Consider the following 15,997-nt stretch of genomic DNA (forward strand, 5'->3'; position numbering starts at 1 on the left):
TGACGACGGGGGATTCGGGTGGTTGCTCGCAGGCAGGCCTTTCTCGGCCTGGTGGTGGTGTTCGCGGTGGCCGGGTGCTCGTCGTCCGGGGACGCCGCCGAGACACCGGGCCTGGCTGACCGGGGCACGGTGCTGACCACCGTCAAGCCGACCCGGCAGGACCTCAGCAACAAGATCAGCCTGGCCGGGAAGGTCACCATCAACCCGGTCTTCGGCGTCGTCGCGCCGTACGACGGCGAGCTCCGCTGGGTGACCCGCACGCTGCCGAAGAAGGCGAGCGACAAGTCGGTCTGGGTGGCCACCGTCTGGGACGACGACATCCCGCACCGGGTCGACATCCCGGCCGGCTCGGTCTTCGCCGGGCGGCTGATGGACGACCGTGCGGCGGTCACCAAGGGGATGCCGATCGTCTCCGCGACGCACGGCGGGTACGGGATCGTGGCCGACATCGACAGCGCACAGGCGTACCGGGTCTCGGGCGCCGTGAAGCAGGTCCAGGCGCAGATCAAAAACGGTCCCGGCCCGTTCAAGTGCACCGCCCTCGGGACGATCGCGGCGCTGCCCGCCGGCACCGTCCCCGAGCCGGTCACCACGACCACGGCGCCCGCGCCCAACGCCTCCGGCGGCGGCCTGCAGGTCCAGAGCACCCCGGACCCGGCGCTCGGCGGCGCCCCGGGCGGCTCCGAGCCGACCGGCCTGCGCCTGGTCTGCGTGCCGCCGGCCGGCGTCAAGCTGATCAACGGCGCGGACGTGACCATCGAGGTGATCACCGACAAGGCCAGCAAGGTCCTCGTCCTGCCGGTCGAGGCGGTGGCCGGCTCGCAGGGCAGGGGCAAGGTCGACCTGGTCGTCGGCGAGGGGCAGACCCGCAAGACGGTCGACGTCACCCTCGGCATCTCCGACGGCAAGGTCATCGAGATCAAGAAGGGCCTGACCGGCGAGGAGACCGTCGCCGTCCCCGGCCCGAACCTGCCCACCCCGGCAGCGACCCCGTGACCGAGCTGATCCAGCTGACCGGGATCACCAAGGTCCTGAAGGGGCAGAAGGAGCCGCGCACCATCCTGGACGGGGTCGACCTGACCGTCCGGGCCGGGGAGAGCGTGGCCATCGTCGGGCGGTCCGGCTCCGGCAAGAGCACCCTGCTCAGCGTGCTCGGGCTCTTCGACCGGCCGGACGCCGGGAGCTACGTGATGGACGGCGAGGACATCAGCCGGGTCCCCGAACGGCACGCGGCCAAGCTGCGCAGCTCCCACTTCGGCTTCGTCTTCCAGCGGTTCTTCCTGCTCAAGCACCTGAGCGCGGCGCAGAACGTGGCGATGGCGCTGATCAACGGCCAGGGCTGGCTGCCCCGCCGGGAACGCCGGACCCGGGTGATGACGGCGCTCGACCAGGTCGGCATCGCCCACCTGGCGAAGAACCGGCCCACCAAGATGTCCGGCGGCGAGCAGCAGCGGGTGGCGATCGCCCGCGCGCTGGTCCGGGATCCGCGGATCCTGCTCGCCGACGAGCCGACCGGCGCCCTCGACACCGAGACCGGCTCGATCGTGATCGACGCGCTGCTGGAGGCGACCACCCGCGGGTGCGCGCTGATCCTGGTCACCCACGACCGCGACCACGCCGCCCGGATGGGCCGGATCCTCGACCTGCAGGCCGGGGTGCTCGGCGAACGGGCCCCCGCGCTCGCGGTCGGCGGCCCGACGATGCAGCTCCCGCACCTGGGCGGAGCGACCGCATGATGCGTCTCTCCGGCCGGCTGCGCTCGGCGATGATCATCGGCGGCCAGGGCATCCGGGCCCGCAAACTGCGCACCCTGCTCTCCATGGTGAGCCTGTTCCTCGGCGTGCTCGCGGTCGTCGTCGTCCAGGCCGGCGCCGGCATCGCCGAGCGCCTGCAACTCGCCGACCTCGAACTGCAGTCCGGCGTCGACGGCACCAAGGTCCTCTACATGCCGCAGGTGGCCGGCGGGGGCCAGGCCGTGGTCGGCACGGTCAAGGGCCGCACCGACGCGGTCGCCATGTTCACCCTGAACGCGGTCATCGGCGAGCCCGGCGTGCGGGCGGTCAACGAGGGCGGCTCCCCGTTCGACCAGAACTGGGGCGGGTCGTCGCAGATCTGCGACCAGTTCGGCAAGTGCTACGACCCGACCGCCGGGATGCCGCAGGGGCAGGCGATCGAGCTGCGGATCACGGCGCTGACCGGGGACGTGCGGGAGTTCCGGCCGTACCGTCCGCAGTCCGGTCACTGGCTCGACTTCGGCACCGCGCCGATGCTCGCCCCGCGCCTGGTCCTCAACGAGGAGGCGGCGAAAGGTTTCGACCGTTACCACGTGCCCGCCGAGATGCGCGTCAACGGCGCCACCGCCGACATGACGCCGCAGCTGATCGGTGTGGTGAAAGACGGAGATTCCCAACCCCATGCTTACGTACGTCTTGACGAGCTGACCAACTGGGTTCCGCTGGACAAGCTCACCGACCCGAACGGGGTCAGCGAGAGCCAGGTCCTGATGACCGGCTCGTCCCCGGTCGAACCGGTCCTGATCGCCAAGCTGAAGGGCCTCGGCGCCCCGGACGTGGCCGCGGAGACGATCAACTCCCGCAAGGAGATGAAGGAGCAGCTCAACCTGCTGCGGATGATCTTCCTGGCGATGGCCGGCCTGGTCCTGGTGATCGGTGCGGCCGGCGTCCTGAACGTCGGCCTGGCCACGGTCGGCGAACGGGTCGAGGAGTTCGCGCTGCGCCGGGCGGTCGGCACGCCGCGACTGGTGCTGGCCGGGATCGTGCTGGCCGAGACCCTGCTGACCGGGTTGTTCACGGCCGCGGCGGCGATCGGGGTGAGCGTGGCGGCGCTCAAGGCGGCGTCGGTCTTCCTGGGGCCGTCCCAGCCGTTCCTCCAGGGGGTGGAGTTCCCCTGGTCGGCCGGGGTGTCCGGGGTGATCGCCGGGCTGGTGGCCGGGATCCTGGGCGGCTTCATCCCGGCGATCCGGGCGGCCGGCATCCCGATCGCCACGGTCATGCGCGCCTGACCGTTTTCCTTCGCGGCGGCATCCCGGCGTCGGGATGCCGCCGCTGCTGTCTCCTCAGCGAGCGACCCGCTTGCCCCGGACGATGACGGCCGAGGGCTTGTCCAGCTGGGACAGGTCGGTGCGGGGGTCCGCGGCGTACACGACCGCATCGGCCGGGGCGCCGTCGAGCAGGCCGGGCAGGCCCAGGTAGGCGCGGGCCGCCCAGGACGCGGCGGCGATCGCCCGGTGCGGTGTCACCCCGGCGGTGACCAGGGCGCGGATCTCCTGCGCGATGCCGCCGTGCGGCCGGGTGTCGGTGCCGGCCAGGACCGTGACGCCGGCCTCGACCGCGGCGGCGGTGAGCCGGGCGTGCACGCTCGCGCCGGGGACGTACCAGCTCGTGCGCGCCCGATCCGGGTTGGCGAGGGTCCGGGCCAGCGAGCCGGTGATCGCGGCCAGCGTCGGGGTCAGCGCGGTGCCCTGCTCGGCCATCCGGGACAGCAGCGCCGGATCGAGGCCCATGCCGTGCTCGATCGAGTCCACCCCCGCCTCCACCGCGACCGCGCCACCGGCCCCGTGCTGGGAGTGCACCGCCAGCCGCCCGCCGGCCGCGTGCACCCGGGTGACCGCCTCGCGCAGGATCTCCACCGGCACGATGTCGTCGCCGGCCTTCCAGTCGATCACGATCTTGGCCCAGCCGGTGCGGGCGGCCTGCTCGGCGGCGACGGCCGGCAGGTCGGCCGGGTCCGGGCGGCGTCCCCAGCCCGGCGCGAACTGGCCGTGCTGGGCGATCCACCGGCCGGCGTGGAACGCGCGCGGGCTGTCGTCGGACCGGCCGAACCAGTCCGGCGGGTCGTCGGCCAGGCCGGGGGAGCGGATCAGCGTGACGCCCGACTCCAGGTGCGCCCGCAGGTCGTCCCGGAGGATGCCGTCGTCCAGCGGGTCGCCCGGGGTGTTCGCGCCCGGATGGGTGTGCGCGTCGACCAGGCCGGGCAGGATCCAGCCCTCGGCGACCAGGTCCGCGCCGGGCACCGGGTCCGACGTCCACCGGTCGCCGTCGGCGTAGAGGTCGACCGGGTCGCCCTCGGGGAGCGCGAGACCACGGATGCGCAGGACTGCCACCGACACCACCTCCGGTTACCGCGTCGTACCGCTTCGACGCGGGAAGTGGCCAGCATGCCATCGCCGGTGATCATTGCCGCCGTGGGCCGCTCCGCCCGGCGTGTCGCTTCTGGACGGTGCTCCCCACCCGGCACGGCGTGCCGTCTCAACCAGCTGATTGTCCCGATCAATCAGCCGGTTGACAGCGGTCGGGCAGCGGAAACTCACGCTCGCCCGCCGGGAAGTGGACCGTCAGGCGGCGGGCGTCCGGTGGTGGGGGTGGGCGGAAGTCCCGGTGCATTCGCCACGGCGTCGCCGGCCCGCCACCGCTGCCGCCGGCGAACCGGTACTCGGTGCCCACGTCGTCGGTGACCGAGATCGGGATCCGCGGGAAAGCGTCGGCGCCCGGCGGGGCCGGCGGTTCGATGCCGGGCCCGGAGCTGTCCGCCCACACCTTCTCGGCGGCCAGGTAGGCCTCGGTGGCGGCCCGCGCCGCCGGGGAGTCCTCCACATCGAGGGTGACCTCGACGTGGTTGGCGACGCCGACCCGGACCAGGAGCGCCCGTACCCCGCCGGCCTCGCCGACCACCACCGGTGCCGCCAGCGGCAGCCGGATCCGGGGCACCTGCCGCACGGTCACCAGGTAGACGTGATCCGGGTCGTCCCGGTAGTCGACGTGGTACACGCCCTGATCCAGCCGGGCGATGCGGCCGTCCGGCGGCGACTCGTTCCGGCGCCGGAACAGCAGCGCGTGGATCACGTCCTCGAAGTTCATCGACGCTCCTCTAGGGTGGGGGCGTGGCTACGAGTCGACGGTTGTGGATGGTCACGGCAACCTCGGCGGAGGTCGACTGGCGGGTCGCCGTGGCCGCGATCGCGGCGGGAGCCGAGGTGCCGGTCGCGGTCGTCATCGTAGGCGTCGTCGCCCCGGATCCGCTCGTGGCACATGTCGCCGGGCTGGTGTGTGCCGACCGGCTCTCCCTCGAACAGGCGCGGGATCTGGTCGTCGCGGTGTCCCGGGCGTACCGTCTGGTCCTGCTCGCGGCCCCGGCCGGACTGCTGGTCCCGCTCGGCGACGACGGCTGGAACCTGGCCGACCTGACCGCCGGGCTCGGCTCGCCTGCGCTGGTGGTGGCCGGTCCCGGGCCGGACGCGCTGAACCACACGACGCTCGCGATCGGGGCGCTCGCCGGGCACGGGATCGCCGCCTCGGTCATCACCGTCGGCGTGGCCACCGACCCGGCCGGGCTGCCGGTGACCCCGATCGGGCGGATTCCGGCCGATCATCCGGCGGACTTCGCCGGCGCGGCGAGCTGGTTCGACCCGGCCCTGTTCGTGCCGCCCGACCCGCCGCCGGTCCTGGCGGGCCGGACGGCGGTCAGCGGCCGGAAGGTGGTGACCACGTTGCTCGCCGGGTTCGCGATCTTCATCGCCATGGTCCTGCTGGCCTGCGGCGCCGCCTGGTGGGGCGGGTGACCGGCCGGTTTCAGAGCCGTCCGTACGATCTCAGCGTCCGCAACGCGTGCAGGGTCACCAGGCCGCGCCACTCCAGGCGGGAGGCCTGGCTCGGGGGCTCCCAGACGACCGGCCAGCCGCCGTCGTCCTGCTGGGCGGCGGCCAGTTCGTCCAGGTGGGCGTCGAGTTGCGCGTCGGTGAACAGGCCGCGCCACGGGGAGTCGGCGGACGGCGCGACGTTGAGCGGGGTCAGGCCGTACTCGCCGGGCCGCGGCATCGGCTGGAACAGCGGCGACTCGGTGATCCGGGCCAGCACGGCACGCGCGGCCTGTTCCGCGCGCGGGCGGTCCGGGACGTGGGCGAGGAACACCAGCGTCTCGGAGAGCGCGTGCGTCTCCTCGGGCAGCTTCGCCGAGTCGATCGCGTCCCAGCAGTACCGGGTCGCGGCGTCCCGCCACGGGTGCTCGAAGCCGATCCGGTGCAGCAGCCCGGCCAGGCCGGCGGTCGGGTTCAGGCCCGGCTCGTAGGTCCAGTCGGTCCAGTGCGCCGCCCGCGGATAGTCCTCGATCACCGGGAACGCCAGCGGCACCGCGCCGTCGGTGGCGACCCCGGCCAGGAAGTCGCAGGCCGGCCCGAGCAGCTCCCGGAACCCGGCCGGGGGCTCGCCGGGCCCGGCCACGGTGGCCCGCTCGCCGGACCCGGGCCCGGCCGCGGCGGCCAGCGCCTGGAACGCGATCTCCACGTCGACCGGCAGGCTGGCCGGGCAGCGCTTGTCCGGTTCCAGGCCGTGGCCGAAGCCGCCGTCGGCGTTCCGGTAGCCGCGCAGCACCTCGGCCACGCCCTCCGGCGCCTCGTCGCGGAACAGCACGCCGAACAGGCGGCGTTCCAGCAGCCGGCCTTCGGCCTGCAAAAACCTTTCAGCGGTACGGAAATCTGCGGTCATGCCCCGACGCTATTGGCAACCACCCCCGCGCGTCTTGTATGAATCGGTCATGAGCTACGTCGAGTGGGCGCCCCCGCCGGGACTCGACCGCGCCGTCGCCTGCCTGTGGCGCAGCGCCGTGCCGGATCGGCAGGATCGGCCGGACCAGCCGGACCGGCCGGGCCGGATGCCGATCCTGCCGGACGGCTGCGTCGACCTGATCTGGCAGAGCGGGCGCGGCGCGTTCCTGGCCGGCCCGGACACCGGCCCGGTCGCGAACCTGACCCCGGGCGGCCGGATCCTGGTCGGGGTGCGGCTGCGGCCCGGCGCGGGAGCGCTGCTCGGCATGCCGCTGACCCCGCTGCGGAACCTGCGGCCCGGCCTGGACGAGCTGCGCCTGGGGGCGGAGCTGCCCGGGGACCTGGCGCCGGCGGACGCGCTGCGGCGGCTGGTCACGCTGACCGGGCGGCTCGCCGAGGAGCGGCCGGCGGACCCGGCGATGCTGGCGGCGGCGCGGCTGCTGCGGGATCCGGGGGTGCGGGTGCACGAGCTCGGCGGGCGGCTCGACCTGAGCGATCGGCAGTTGCGGCGGCGGTTCGGGGCGGCCGTCGGGTACGGGCCGAAGACGCTGCACCGGGTGTTCCGGTTCCGGCGGTTCCTGCGGATGGCGGGGGAGGGGAGCCTGGGGGAGCTGGCGGTGCGGGCGGGGTACACCGATCAGGCGCACCTCAGCCGGGAGACGGCCGAGTTCGCCGGGATGACCCCGGCCGCCCTGGTGCGGCGGGCGGCCCCGTGGCGGCGACCGGTCGGATGATCACCGGCCCGGGCCCGTGGCGGCAACCGGCCGGATGATCACTGGCCCGGGCCCGTGGCGGCGACCGGCCGGGTGATCATCGGCGCGGGTGCCGCCACGAGAAGCCCGAGCAATCCGCCGGCGACGGCCAGCCGGATGATCACCGGTCCGGCGCCGCCGTCAAAGCCTCAGCGAGCTGCCACAACAAGCCTCAGCAAGCCGCTGAGACAAGCAGCGAGCTGCCGCGAAAAGCTTCAGCAAGCCGCCGAGACAAGCGGCAACGAAAAGCGAAAGCGAACAGCGTCAGCAGTAGCCGGACGGGCACTCGCCGCTGGCGAGCAACTCGTACTGCCGGCACTTCGAGCAGATCGGCTGGTCCGGCCGGGGCGCGGGCTTGGTGGCCCGCGGGGTGGCCGCCGCCTTGGTGGCGCGCGGCGCCGCCGCGGCCTTGACCGCCTTCACCGGCGCGGTCTTGCGGAACTCGACCGCCTGCACCGCGGCGGCCAGGATCGCGTCATAGTTCGCGTCGATCAGGCTGCCGTCGACCGAGACGAACGGTATCGGGTCGTCCGGATCCTTCACCGTCGCCCCGTAGATCGTGGCCGCCACCTCGTCGGCCTGGTCGCGGGCCACCGCGATGTCGACCCCACCCGGGTGGATGTTCACCGCGACGACGCGTGCGCCCTGCGGCCGGATCTGAATGCTGCGCCCGGCCGGCTTGACGTCGACACCTGTGTGGCCGCGCAGCTCCAGGAGCAGCCGGGCCACCGAAGGCGCCGCTCCGACGCCGTCGGAGTCAGTTTCCTCTACGTCCATGTGCCATGCCCCTCGCTGTCCACGACGACCCGGTGGCGTGCACCCCGCGCCGCCCGTGAGCCGTCGATGCGAGCCTACCCGGCGCGATGATCGCGGTTTTATCCTCCCGGACCGGCGCCGAAATCGGGTCGGATCGTGGCAGCGGTCTGCCCCAGGGTCCGTGCCGTGCGACCGGCGGCGATCACCGCGGCGGGGCCGGCCCCTCGAGGTGCGCCCGGGCCAGGCGGATCTGGTCGCCCCGGTGGTGAAGTCGCTGGTGGAGGGGTGGGTGCACACGCGAAGCCGCCGCGGCCCGGCCTGGCGCGGTCCCGGCTGGCGTCGAGGATTGTCGCGGGGTGCCGGAGCCGCGACACGCGGCTGGGTCCCGGCCCGGCCGCCGGCTCGCGTGGGTTCTTTGAAACCGCAACCACCCGCGGACGTCGCCCTGGAGGGTCTCGTGTTCTGGGCGCCCCGCGCCCTTGCGAGGCCCGGAAGGGTCCCCGCGGGAGCGACGATCAGTTATTGGCCGCAGCCGAGGCAAAAATGAAGTTGATCTGTGGTTCGCTCATTCCTCGAAGAGCTCCAGCAGCGGCCCGAGCACCTCGTTGGCCGGATCCGCGGCGTGGGCCGTGCGCAGGCGTTCGTGGGCCCGGTCGAAGACGTCCGCGTCCATCTCGCCCTCGATCTGGGAGATCAGGCCGGCGGCGGAGACGCGGACCTCCCAGCCGCCGGTGATCGCCAGCTCGACGAGCCGGGGCAGGAGCGGCCGGCAGTCGTAGTCGTCGGTGCCGAGCGCGTAGAGCAGGGTGCCGCGGCTGTGGGCGGTCCGCGGGTCGTCCAGCAGCCCGGCGACCACGCCGAGCAGGTCCGGGACCGCCATGTCGGAGAGCGCCAGCGCGGCCGCGTTGCGGATCGTGGCGTCGTCGCTGGTCCGCAGCAGGTCCAGCAGCGCGGGCGCGGCCGCCCGGGCCCGCTGCCGGCCCAGTTCCTGGATCGCGGCGTCGACGACCTCAGGATCGGCCGACTCCAGGCGGCGGATCAACTCCGATACGGTCACGTCTTTCTGATCGGCCGCCGCGGGGCCATCTTCATCCCACCCGCCTAGGACGCTCTACGGGGTGTGGTGCGGGCGCGACGTTCATCGTGTTCGATGGGTGACCATGGGGACCGTGAGCACGGCCGGCCGGCGGGGACTGCTGGGCTTCGGCATCGGGTTCGTTCCGCACCTCACCCTGCTGGTCGTGATGATCGTGCTGGGCGCCCAGGTGGGCGGCGGTGACGGCTGGGCCTATGTCGCCTACTGGGGGCTGCTCGAGGTCTACCTGGCGCCGCTCGGCCTGCTGGTTGCGCTGGTGCTGTGCGCGTGGCCGCGGATGCGCCCGGTCGCGGCCGGGGTCGCCGCCGCGTCGGTGACCGGGTTCGGGGTGATCGCCCTGACCGTCGTGGTCTTCAACGGCCTGGCCGGTTGAGACGGCCTGGCCGGTTGAGACGGCCTGGCCGGTTGAGACGGATTGGTCGGTTGGGACGGGCTGGCCCGCTGCGGACGGAGTTTCGAAAACATCGATGACGATTGTTACTGGGAGCGCTCCCATGTAACGATGTCGTGAACCGCCTTCCGTCCTCGAAGGAGCTCCCCGGATGAAACCACGCAGCTGGCTGGCCGGCGCCGTCGCGCTGGCCGCCGCGGCGGCCACGGCCGTCGTCATCACCGCACCACCCGCGTCCGCCGCCACCGGCGGGACCGGCACCGGATACCTGCACACCAGCGGCAACAAGATCATCGACAGCGCGGGCGCCACCGTCCGGCTGACCGGGATCAACTGGTTCGGCATGGAGACCGACAACAAGACCTTCCACGGACTGTGGTCCAGCAACCCGTGGAAGAGCCAGCTCGACACGATGGCCTCGCTCGGCTACAACACGCTGCGGGTCCCGTTCTCCGACGACGCGCTCAAGGCCGGCGCGACCGCCACCGGCATCAACGACTTCGTCAACCCGGACCTGGTCGGGCTCTCCCCGCTGCAGATCCTGGACAAGGTCGTCGCGTACGCCGGCGACAAGGGGATGCGGATCATCCTGGACCGGCACCGGCCGACCGCGGCGGGACAGACCGCGCTCTGGTACACCGCCGCCGTACCGGAGAGCACCTGGATCTCGGATTGGAAAGCGCTCGCCCAACGCTATGCCGGCAACACCACGGTGATCGGCGCCGACCTGCACAACGAGCCGCACGCCGAGGGCACCAACCCGGCCGCGACCGGGGCCTGCTGGGGTTGTGGCGACACCACCCGGGACTGGCGCCTGGCGGCCGAGCGCGCGGGCAACGCGATCCTCGCCGTACAGCCGAATTGGTTGATCTTCGTGGAGGGGGTCAGCTGCCCGAGCGGTGGCCTGTCCAACGTCTGGGACGGGGACACCAGCAACGACGAGGACTGCGGCTGGTGGGGCGGCAATCTTTCCAAGGCCGGAGATTTCCCGGTACGGCTGAGCGTGGCGAACCGTCTCGTCTACTCCCCGCACGAGTACGCGACGTCCGTCTACCACCAGGCCTGGTTCGACGCCGCGAACTACCCGGCGAACATGCCGGCGATCTGGGACCACTACTGGGGTTATCTGTACAAGCAGAACATCGCGCCGATCATGATGGGCGAGTTCGGCACCACGCTGGCCAGTGACGTGGACAAGGTGTGGCTGCAGAACCTGATGGCGTACACCGGCACCGGGGTGAACGGCATGTCGTTCACCTACTGGTCGTGGAACCCGAACTCGGGCGACACCGGCGGCATCGCCAACGACGACTGGACCACGATCAACCAGGCCAAGCAGGCGATCCTGCAGCCGTACCTGATCGCTCCGGTGGCCGGCGGCGGCAGCACCTCGAACCCGTCCCCGTCGCCGTCGACCTCGGTCAGCACCCCCGCGACGAGCGGCGCCTGCAAGCTCACCTACACCCAGGACAACGCGTGGCAGGGCGGCTTCCAGGGCCAGCTCAAGGTGCAGAACACCGGCACCGCCGCGGCCAACCCGTGGCAGGTCACCTGGACCTGGCCGTCCGGCGTCACCCTGGCCAGCGGCTGGAACGCGACGGTCACCCAGTCCGGCACGACGATCACGGCGGCCGCGCCGACCTATTCCCCGTCGCTCGCGGCAGGCGCTTCGGTCACGGTCGGATTCACTGCCAACGGTACGGCGTCGGCCCCGGCGACCGTGAAGCTCAACGGCACGGCCTGCTCATGAGACGACTGATACCGGTCGTCTCGGCCGTGGCCCTGACCTGCGCCGCGATCAGCGTCGCGGGCCTCGGCCCGGCCCATGCCGCGGCCGCTACCTGCGACGTCACCTGGACGGCGAACAGCTGGAGCACCGGCTTCACCGCCGACGTCAAGGTCACCAACCTCGGCGCGGCGGTCACCTCGTGGACGCTGGGCTGGACCTTCGCCGGCAACCAGCAGGTCACGTCGGCCTGGAACGCCACGGTCACGCAGTCGGGCGCGTCGGCGACCGCCACCAGCGTGGGGTGGAACGGGCCGCTGGCCACCGGCGCCTCGGCGAGCTTCGGCTTCCAGGGGACCTACTCCGGGACCAACGTCGCGCCGACCGCGTTCACCTTCAACGGGGTGTCCTGCGGCGGCGACGTGACCCCGTCCCCGTCGCCGTCGGTCAGCGTCTCGCCGAGCACGTCCAGCCCGCCCGGCACGTCCGGGGGTGACGGGTTCGAGTCGCAGACCGGCAGTGCGCCGACCGGCGCGTGGGCGGTGACCAGCCCGGACTGCTCCGGCGCCGGGACGGCCACCATCGACCGCACGGTCGCGCACAGCGGCACCACCTCGCTGAAGATCAGCGGGGCGGCCGGCTACTGCAACCACGTCTTCGCCCGCAACACCGCCCTGATCGCCGCGGTCTCGGGAAAGACCTGGTACGTCCGCTACTGGGTCCGGCACACCACCGCCCTGCCCGCCGCGCACGTCACCGCGGTCGCCATGACCGACGCCAACGACGGGGGCAAGGACCTGCGCTTCGGCGGCCAGAACGGCGCGCTGCAGTTCAACCGGGCCTCCGACGACGCCACCCTGCCGGAACAGAGCCCGGCCGGGGTGGCCCTGTCCAAGCCGCTCCCGGTCGACACCTGGAACTGCGTCGAGTTCAAGGTCGACGGGACCGGCGGCACCATCGAGACCTGGCTCAACGGCGCCTCGGTGCCGGGCCTGCTCGAGGACGGCGTCGCGACCCACGACATCGACAGCCAGTGGCTCAACCGCACCTGGCGCCCGGCCCTGACCGATCTGCGCCTGGGCTGGGAGAGCTACGGCGACGGCGCCGACACCCTCTGGTACGACGACGTGGCGGTCAGCGGCGCCCGCAACGGCTGCTGACCTGAGAAAACGATGCCGGCTCGCCCGCCCGGTCGAGCCGGCCCATCGTCTCCGCCTGCGGCTGTCAGCGCCGGGCCAGGACCTGCCAGGGCGGTGACAGGCCGGTGCCAGGACTTCGCGCCAGGCTTCCCGGCATGAACGTCACGATCATCGGCGCCGGCCTCGCCGGCCTCACCCTGGCCCGCGTCCTGCACGTCCACGGCATCCCGGCCGTGGTCCACGAGGCGGAGGCGTCCCCGGCGGCCCGCGCCCAGGGCGGCATGCTCGACATCCACGACTACAACGGGCAGCTCGCCGTCGAGGCGGCCGGTCTGCTGGACGAGTTCCGGGCACTGACGCTGGCGGGCCGGCAGGCGTTCCGGATCGCCGGCCCGGACGGAGCGGTCCTGTTCGACAAGGCGGACGACGGCGCCGGCGGACGCCCCGAGGTGCAGCGCGGCGAGCTGCGGCAGATGCTGCTCGACGCGCTGCCGCCCGGCACGGTCCGGTGGGGCCGCAAGGTCACCGGCGTGCGCGCGCTCGGCGACGGCCGCCACGAGGTCACCTTCGCCGACGGCGGCGCCGAGGTCACCGACCTGCTGGTCGGCGCGGACGGCGCCTGGTCCCGGGTCCGGCCGCTGCTCTCCGACGCCCAGCCGGCGTACACCGGCGAGTCGTTCGTGGAGACCTACCTGTACGACGCCGAGGAGCGGCACCCGGCCGTCGCGGCCCTGGTCGGCGGCGGAACCCTGGCGGCGGGCATCGGCGACCGGGCGATCAACGCGCACCGGGAGCGCGGGACGACCCTGCACACGTACGTGATCCTCAACCGCCCGCTGGACTGGTTCGCGGCCATCGACTTCACCGACTTCGAGCAGACCACCGCCCGGATCGCGGCCGAGTTCGAGGGCTGGGCGCCGGAGCTGACCGCGCTGATCACCGCCAGCGACACCCAGCCGGTGCTGCGCCCGATCTTCGCCCTGCCGGCCGGGCACCGGTGGGACCGGGTCCCCGGCGTGACGCTGGTCGGCGACGCCGCGCACCTGGCCGCCCCGGACGGCGAGGGCGCCAACAACGCCATGCTCGACGGCGCCGACCTGGGCCGGGCCCTGGCCGCGCACCCCGGGGACGTGGAGGCCGCGCTGGCCGCGTTCGAGGCGGCGATGTTCGAGCGCAGTGCCAAGCCGACCGACGGGGCCGAGTTCCTGGAGCAGATGTTCGGCCCGGACGGCCCGCCGGAGCACCTGCGGGAGATGTTCGCCGCGATGGCCGAGTGAGTACCGTGGCAGCGGTGCGCACAGATGCCGAAGAGCTGCCGGTCGCCGGCCGATGGTACGAGGTCACCCGGGTCACCGACACCCTGACGGTGATCACCGAGCCGTACGTCGACGCGCTGCTGCGGGCGAACATCTGGCACCTGCGCGGCCGCGACCGGGACCTCGTCGTCGACGCCGGGCTGGGTGTGGTCCCGCTGCGCCCGGCGCTGCCGGAGCTGTTCGACCGGGACCCGGTCCTGGTCGTCACCCACGCCCACCTGGACCACATGGGCGCGGCGGCGGAGTTCGGCGAGGTCCGGGCCCACCCGCGGGAGCCGCTGCACGATCCGCTGCCCGGCACGCTGCGCACCGCGGAGCTGGCCGCCCTGCTCGGCCTGGAGCTGCCGGACGGTCCGGAACTGATGATCACGGCGGCGCCGTTCCCGGGCTACGACCCGGCGAGCTACCGCCTGGCGCCGGTGCCGGCGGTCCGGCCGCTGGCCGACGGCGACCGGATCGACCTCGGCGACCGTGCGCTGGTCGCCCTGCACCTGCCCGGCCACACCCCGGGCAGCCTGGCGCTGTTCGACCCGGGCGACGGCACGCTGTTCTCCGGTGACGTGGTCTACGACCTGGACGAGGGCGAGGAACTGCTCGACGAGATCCACGGGGCGGACGTCACCGACTACCTGGCCTCGCTGACCCGGCTCGCCGGGCTGCCGGTCACCGTCGTGCGGCCCGGTCACGGCCCGAGCTTCGGCCGCGACCGGCTCCAGGAGCTGATCGAGGGGTATCACCGGTCCCGGCACGCGCACCGGGACCGGTGACTGACGATCAGCTGGCGGTGCAGGTGACCGCCGGGACCGGGTTGCTGCCGGTCCACGAGCCGAGGAAGCCGAACGAGGTGCTGGCGCCGGCGGCCACGCTGCCGTTGTAGCTCACGTTCTTCGCCGTGACGGCGGCCCCGCTGCTGGTCACGGTGGCGTTCCAGGCGTTGGTGACGGTCTGGCCGTTGGCGTAGGTCCACTTGACCGTCCACCCGGTGATCGCCGAGCTGCCCGCGGTCACCTTGACGTCACCCTGGAAGCCGCCGGACCACGAGCCGGTCACCGTGTAGGTCGCGGTGCACGCCTTGCCGGTGGGCTGCGACGGGGACGTGGACGGCGACGCCGACGGGCTGCTGGACGCGGACTGGCTCGGCGTGGGGGAGGTGGTGCCGCCGGTGCCGTAGATCGTCGCCTGCTTGGCGGTCGCGGTGATGCCGTTCGCGCCGTCGAAGATCCGGTGGTACCAGGTGGTCTTCTGGTTGACGTCGAAGCTCAGCACCATGTCCAGGATCGGGTCGGTGTTGCCCGACCAGGACCAGCCGATGTAGCCGATGTCCCGCTTGACCGCCTCGGCGATCGCGGTCTGGTCGTCGACCTGGCTGGAGTCGAACTGCCAGCCGAACTCGCCGATGATCAGCGGCCAGCCCTTGGACTTGAAGGTGTCCAGGTACGACGTGATCGACGACGCCTGCGCGAAGATCGAGTACATGTGGATCGACAGCACCGTGTTGTGCTGGGCGTCCGCGTCGAGGACCGCCTGGCCGTTGTCGCGCATCACGTACTGCCAGTCCTGGCCCCAGTTCGGGGCGTCGATCACGAGCAGGTGCTGGAAGCCGTTGTCGCGCATCTTCTTGACCGCGGCGACCGTGGCGGCGGTCCACTGGCCCGGGTTGGTGTTGCCGATCGGCTCGTTGCCGATGTTGATGGCGACGTAGTCCTCCTGGCCCTGCAGGACGCTCTTCAGGCTGATCCAGTAGTTGGCCGCCTGGTCCAGGGTGTACGCCGCGCTGTCCTCGCCGTACCCGGTGGTGTCGTGGTCCTCGAGGATGCAGATCAGCTTGTTGGCCTTGCAGAGCGAGATCACGTTGGCGACGTCGCTGGCGGTGTTCGCGGTCCAGCGGCCGCCGCTGAGCACCACCCGGACGGTGTTCGCGCCGGCCGCCTTGATGTTGGCGAACGAGCTGGTCTGGCTGGTGTACCAGGTGTGCGCGTGATTGACGCCGCGCATGACGAACTTGGCGCCGTTGGCTTCGTAGATGTCGGTGCCGGAGACGTGCAGGCCGGTGGCCGCGTACGCCGGGTTCCCGAGCGCGAGGACGGCGCCGGTGGCGGCGAGCAGGGCGGCACAGATCGCGACGAGGACTCTTCGCATGGTCTGGCTCCCCTTTCTGGGGATTGATGGGGGTCATTCGGGAGCGCTCCCACAAGAGTCCAGATGTTTCTTCATTTGGTCAAGATAGTCACCGCGGTGTTTCGAAACTTTCGCCGACCGCGG

The 15,997-nt window shown here is 72.5% G+C and carries 16 protein-coding genes; 10 read left to right on the top strand and 6 right to left on the bottom strand.

The features are described from left to right. Positions 1–18: 18 nt before the first annotated feature. From L3i22_RS26420 to L3i22_RS26430, 3 genes are read left to right on the top strand one after another with little or no spacing between them, the layout of a single operon-like run. Positions 19–996: an efflux RND transporter periplasmic adaptor subunit gene (locus tag L3i22_RS26420; protein WP_221329633.1), complete on the top strand. Its 978-nt coding sequence runs from the start codon at positions 19–21 to the stop codon at positions 994–996. Next, the gene (locus tag L3i22_RS26425) at positions 993–1,736 is read left to right on the top strand and encodes an ABC transporter ATP-binding protein (protein WP_221329634.1); all 744 of its coding nucleotides are present in this window, start codon (positions 993–995) and stop codon (positions 1,734–1,736) included. The genes L3i22_RS26420 and L3i22_RS26425 overlap by 4 nt, the downstream gene beginning before the upstream one ends. Beyond that, on the top strand, positions 1,733–3,022 hold the full coding sequence (locus tag L3i22_RS26430) for an ABC transporter permease (RefSeq protein ID WP_221329635.1): 1,290 nt from the start codon (positions 1,733–1,735) through the stop codon (positions 3,020–3,022). The genes L3i22_RS26425 and L3i22_RS26430 overlap by 4 nt, the downstream gene beginning before the upstream one ends. Positions 3,023–3,076: 54 nt before the next feature. Here L3i22_RS26430 and L3i22_RS26435 read toward each other — a convergent pair whose 3' ends face one another. Then, positions 3,077–4,123, bottom strand: coding sequence for an amidohydrolase family protein (locus tag L3i22_RS26435; RefSeq protein ID WP_221329636.1), 1,047 nt, complete (start codon positions 4,121–4,123; stop codon positions 3,077–3,079). 166 nt (positions 4,124–4,289) lie between these two features. Further along, the gene (locus L3i22_RS26440) at positions 4,290–4,877 is read right to left on the bottom strand and encodes a hypothetical protein (protein WP_221329637.1); all 588 of its coding nucleotides are present in this window, start codon (positions 4,875–4,877) and stop codon (positions 4,290–4,292) included. A 23-nt stretch (positions 4,878–4,900) separates the two neighbouring features. Between L3i22_RS26440 and L3i22_RS26445 the strand changes: the two genes are divergently transcribed. Then, positions 4,901–5,578, top strand: a complete 678-nt coding sequence (locus L3i22_RS26445; protein ID WP_221329638.1) for a hypothetical protein — start codon at positions 4,901–4,903, stop codon at positions 5,576–5,578. A 10-nt stretch (positions 5,579–5,588) separates the two neighbouring features. Here L3i22_RS26445 and L3i22_RS26450 read toward each other — a convergent pair whose 3' ends face one another. Next, positions 5,589–6,500, bottom strand: coding sequence for a hypothetical protein (locus tag L3i22_RS26450; protein ID WP_221329639.1), 912 nt, complete (start codon positions 6,498–6,500; stop codon positions 5,589–5,591). 49 nt (positions 6,501–6,549) lie between these two features. On the opposite strand from L3i22_RS26450, the gene L3i22_RS26455 reads away from it, so the two are divergent. Further along, complete coding sequence (locus tag L3i22_RS26455) at positions 6,550–7,293, top strand: DUF6597 domain-containing transcriptional factor (protein WP_221329640.1); 744 nt, start codon at positions 6,550–6,552, stop codon at positions 7,291–7,293. A gap of 282 nt (positions 7,294–7,575) precedes the next feature. On the opposite strand, the gene L3i22_RS26460 is transcribed toward L3i22_RS26455, so the two are convergent. Both L3i22_RS26460 and L3i22_RS26465 read right to left on the bottom strand, forming a co-directional pair. After that, a complete protein-coding gene (locus tag L3i22_RS26460; RefSeq protein ID WP_221329641.1) occupies positions 7,576–8,088 on the bottom strand; it encodes a hypothetical protein in 513 nt (170 codons plus the stop codon). Positions 8,089–8,632: 544 nt separating this feature from the next. Further along, on the bottom strand, positions 8,633–9,124 hold the full coding sequence (locus L3i22_RS26465; protein WP_221329642.1) for a HEAT repeat domain-containing protein: 492 nt from the start codon (positions 9,122–9,124) through the stop codon (positions 8,633–8,635). Between the two features lie 112 nt (positions 9,125–9,236). Here L3i22_RS26465 and L3i22_RS26470 point away from each other — a divergent pair, with 112 nt between their 5' ends. The 5 genes from L3i22_RS26470 (at position 9,237) to L3i22_RS26490 (ending at position 14,502) form a co-directional block, all read left to right on the top strand. After that, positions 9,237–9,536, top strand: coding sequence for a hypothetical protein (locus tag L3i22_RS26470; RefSeq protein ID WP_221329643.1), 300 nt, complete (start codon positions 9,237–9,239; stop codon positions 9,534–9,536). A gap of 169 nt (positions 9,537–9,705) precedes the next feature. After that, the gene (locus tag L3i22_RS26475; protein ID WP_221329644.1) at positions 9,706–11,304 is read left to right on the top strand and encodes a cellulase family glycosylhydrolase; all 1,599 of its coding nucleotides are present in this window, start codon (positions 9,706–9,708) and stop codon (positions 11,302–11,304) included. Continuing rightward, positions 11,301–12,440 carry a cellulose-binding domain-containing protein gene (locus L3i22_RS26480; RefSeq protein ID WP_221329645.1) on the top strand — a complete coding sequence of 380 codons (1,140 nt, stop codon included), beginning with the start codon at positions 11,301–11,303 and terminating at the stop codon, positions 12,438–12,440. Before L3i22_RS26475 ends, L3i22_RS26480 begins: the two co-directional genes overlap by 4 nt. Positions 12,441–12,574: 134 nt before the next feature. Next, positions 12,575–13,696 (top strand): NAD(P)/FAD-dependent oxidoreductase, encoded by a 1,122-nt coding sequence (locus L3i22_RS26485; RefSeq protein ID WP_221329646.1) that lies wholly within the window; start codon positions 12,575–12,577, stop codon positions 13,694–13,696. A gap of 14 nt (positions 13,697–13,710) precedes the next feature. Continuing rightward, positions 13,711–14,502 (top strand): MBL fold metallo-hydrolase, encoded by a 792-nt coding sequence (locus tag L3i22_RS26490; RefSeq protein ID WP_221329647.1) that lies wholly within the window; start codon positions 13,711–13,713, stop codon positions 14,500–14,502. Positions 14,503–14,509: 7 nt separating this feature from the next. On the opposite strand, the gene L3i22_RS26495 is transcribed toward L3i22_RS26490, so the two are convergent. Further along, on the bottom strand, positions 14,510–15,874 hold the full coding sequence (locus L3i22_RS26495; protein WP_221329648.1) for a cellulase family glycosylhydrolase: 1,365 nt from the start codon (positions 15,872–15,874) through the stop codon (positions 14,510–14,512). Between the last annotated feature and the right edge of the window lie 123 nt (positions 15,875–15,997).

The organism is Actinoplanes sp. L3-i22 (assembly GCF_019704555.1).
Lineage (GTDB): Bacteria > Actinomycetota > Actinomycetes > Mycobacteriales > Micromonosporaceae > Actinoplanes.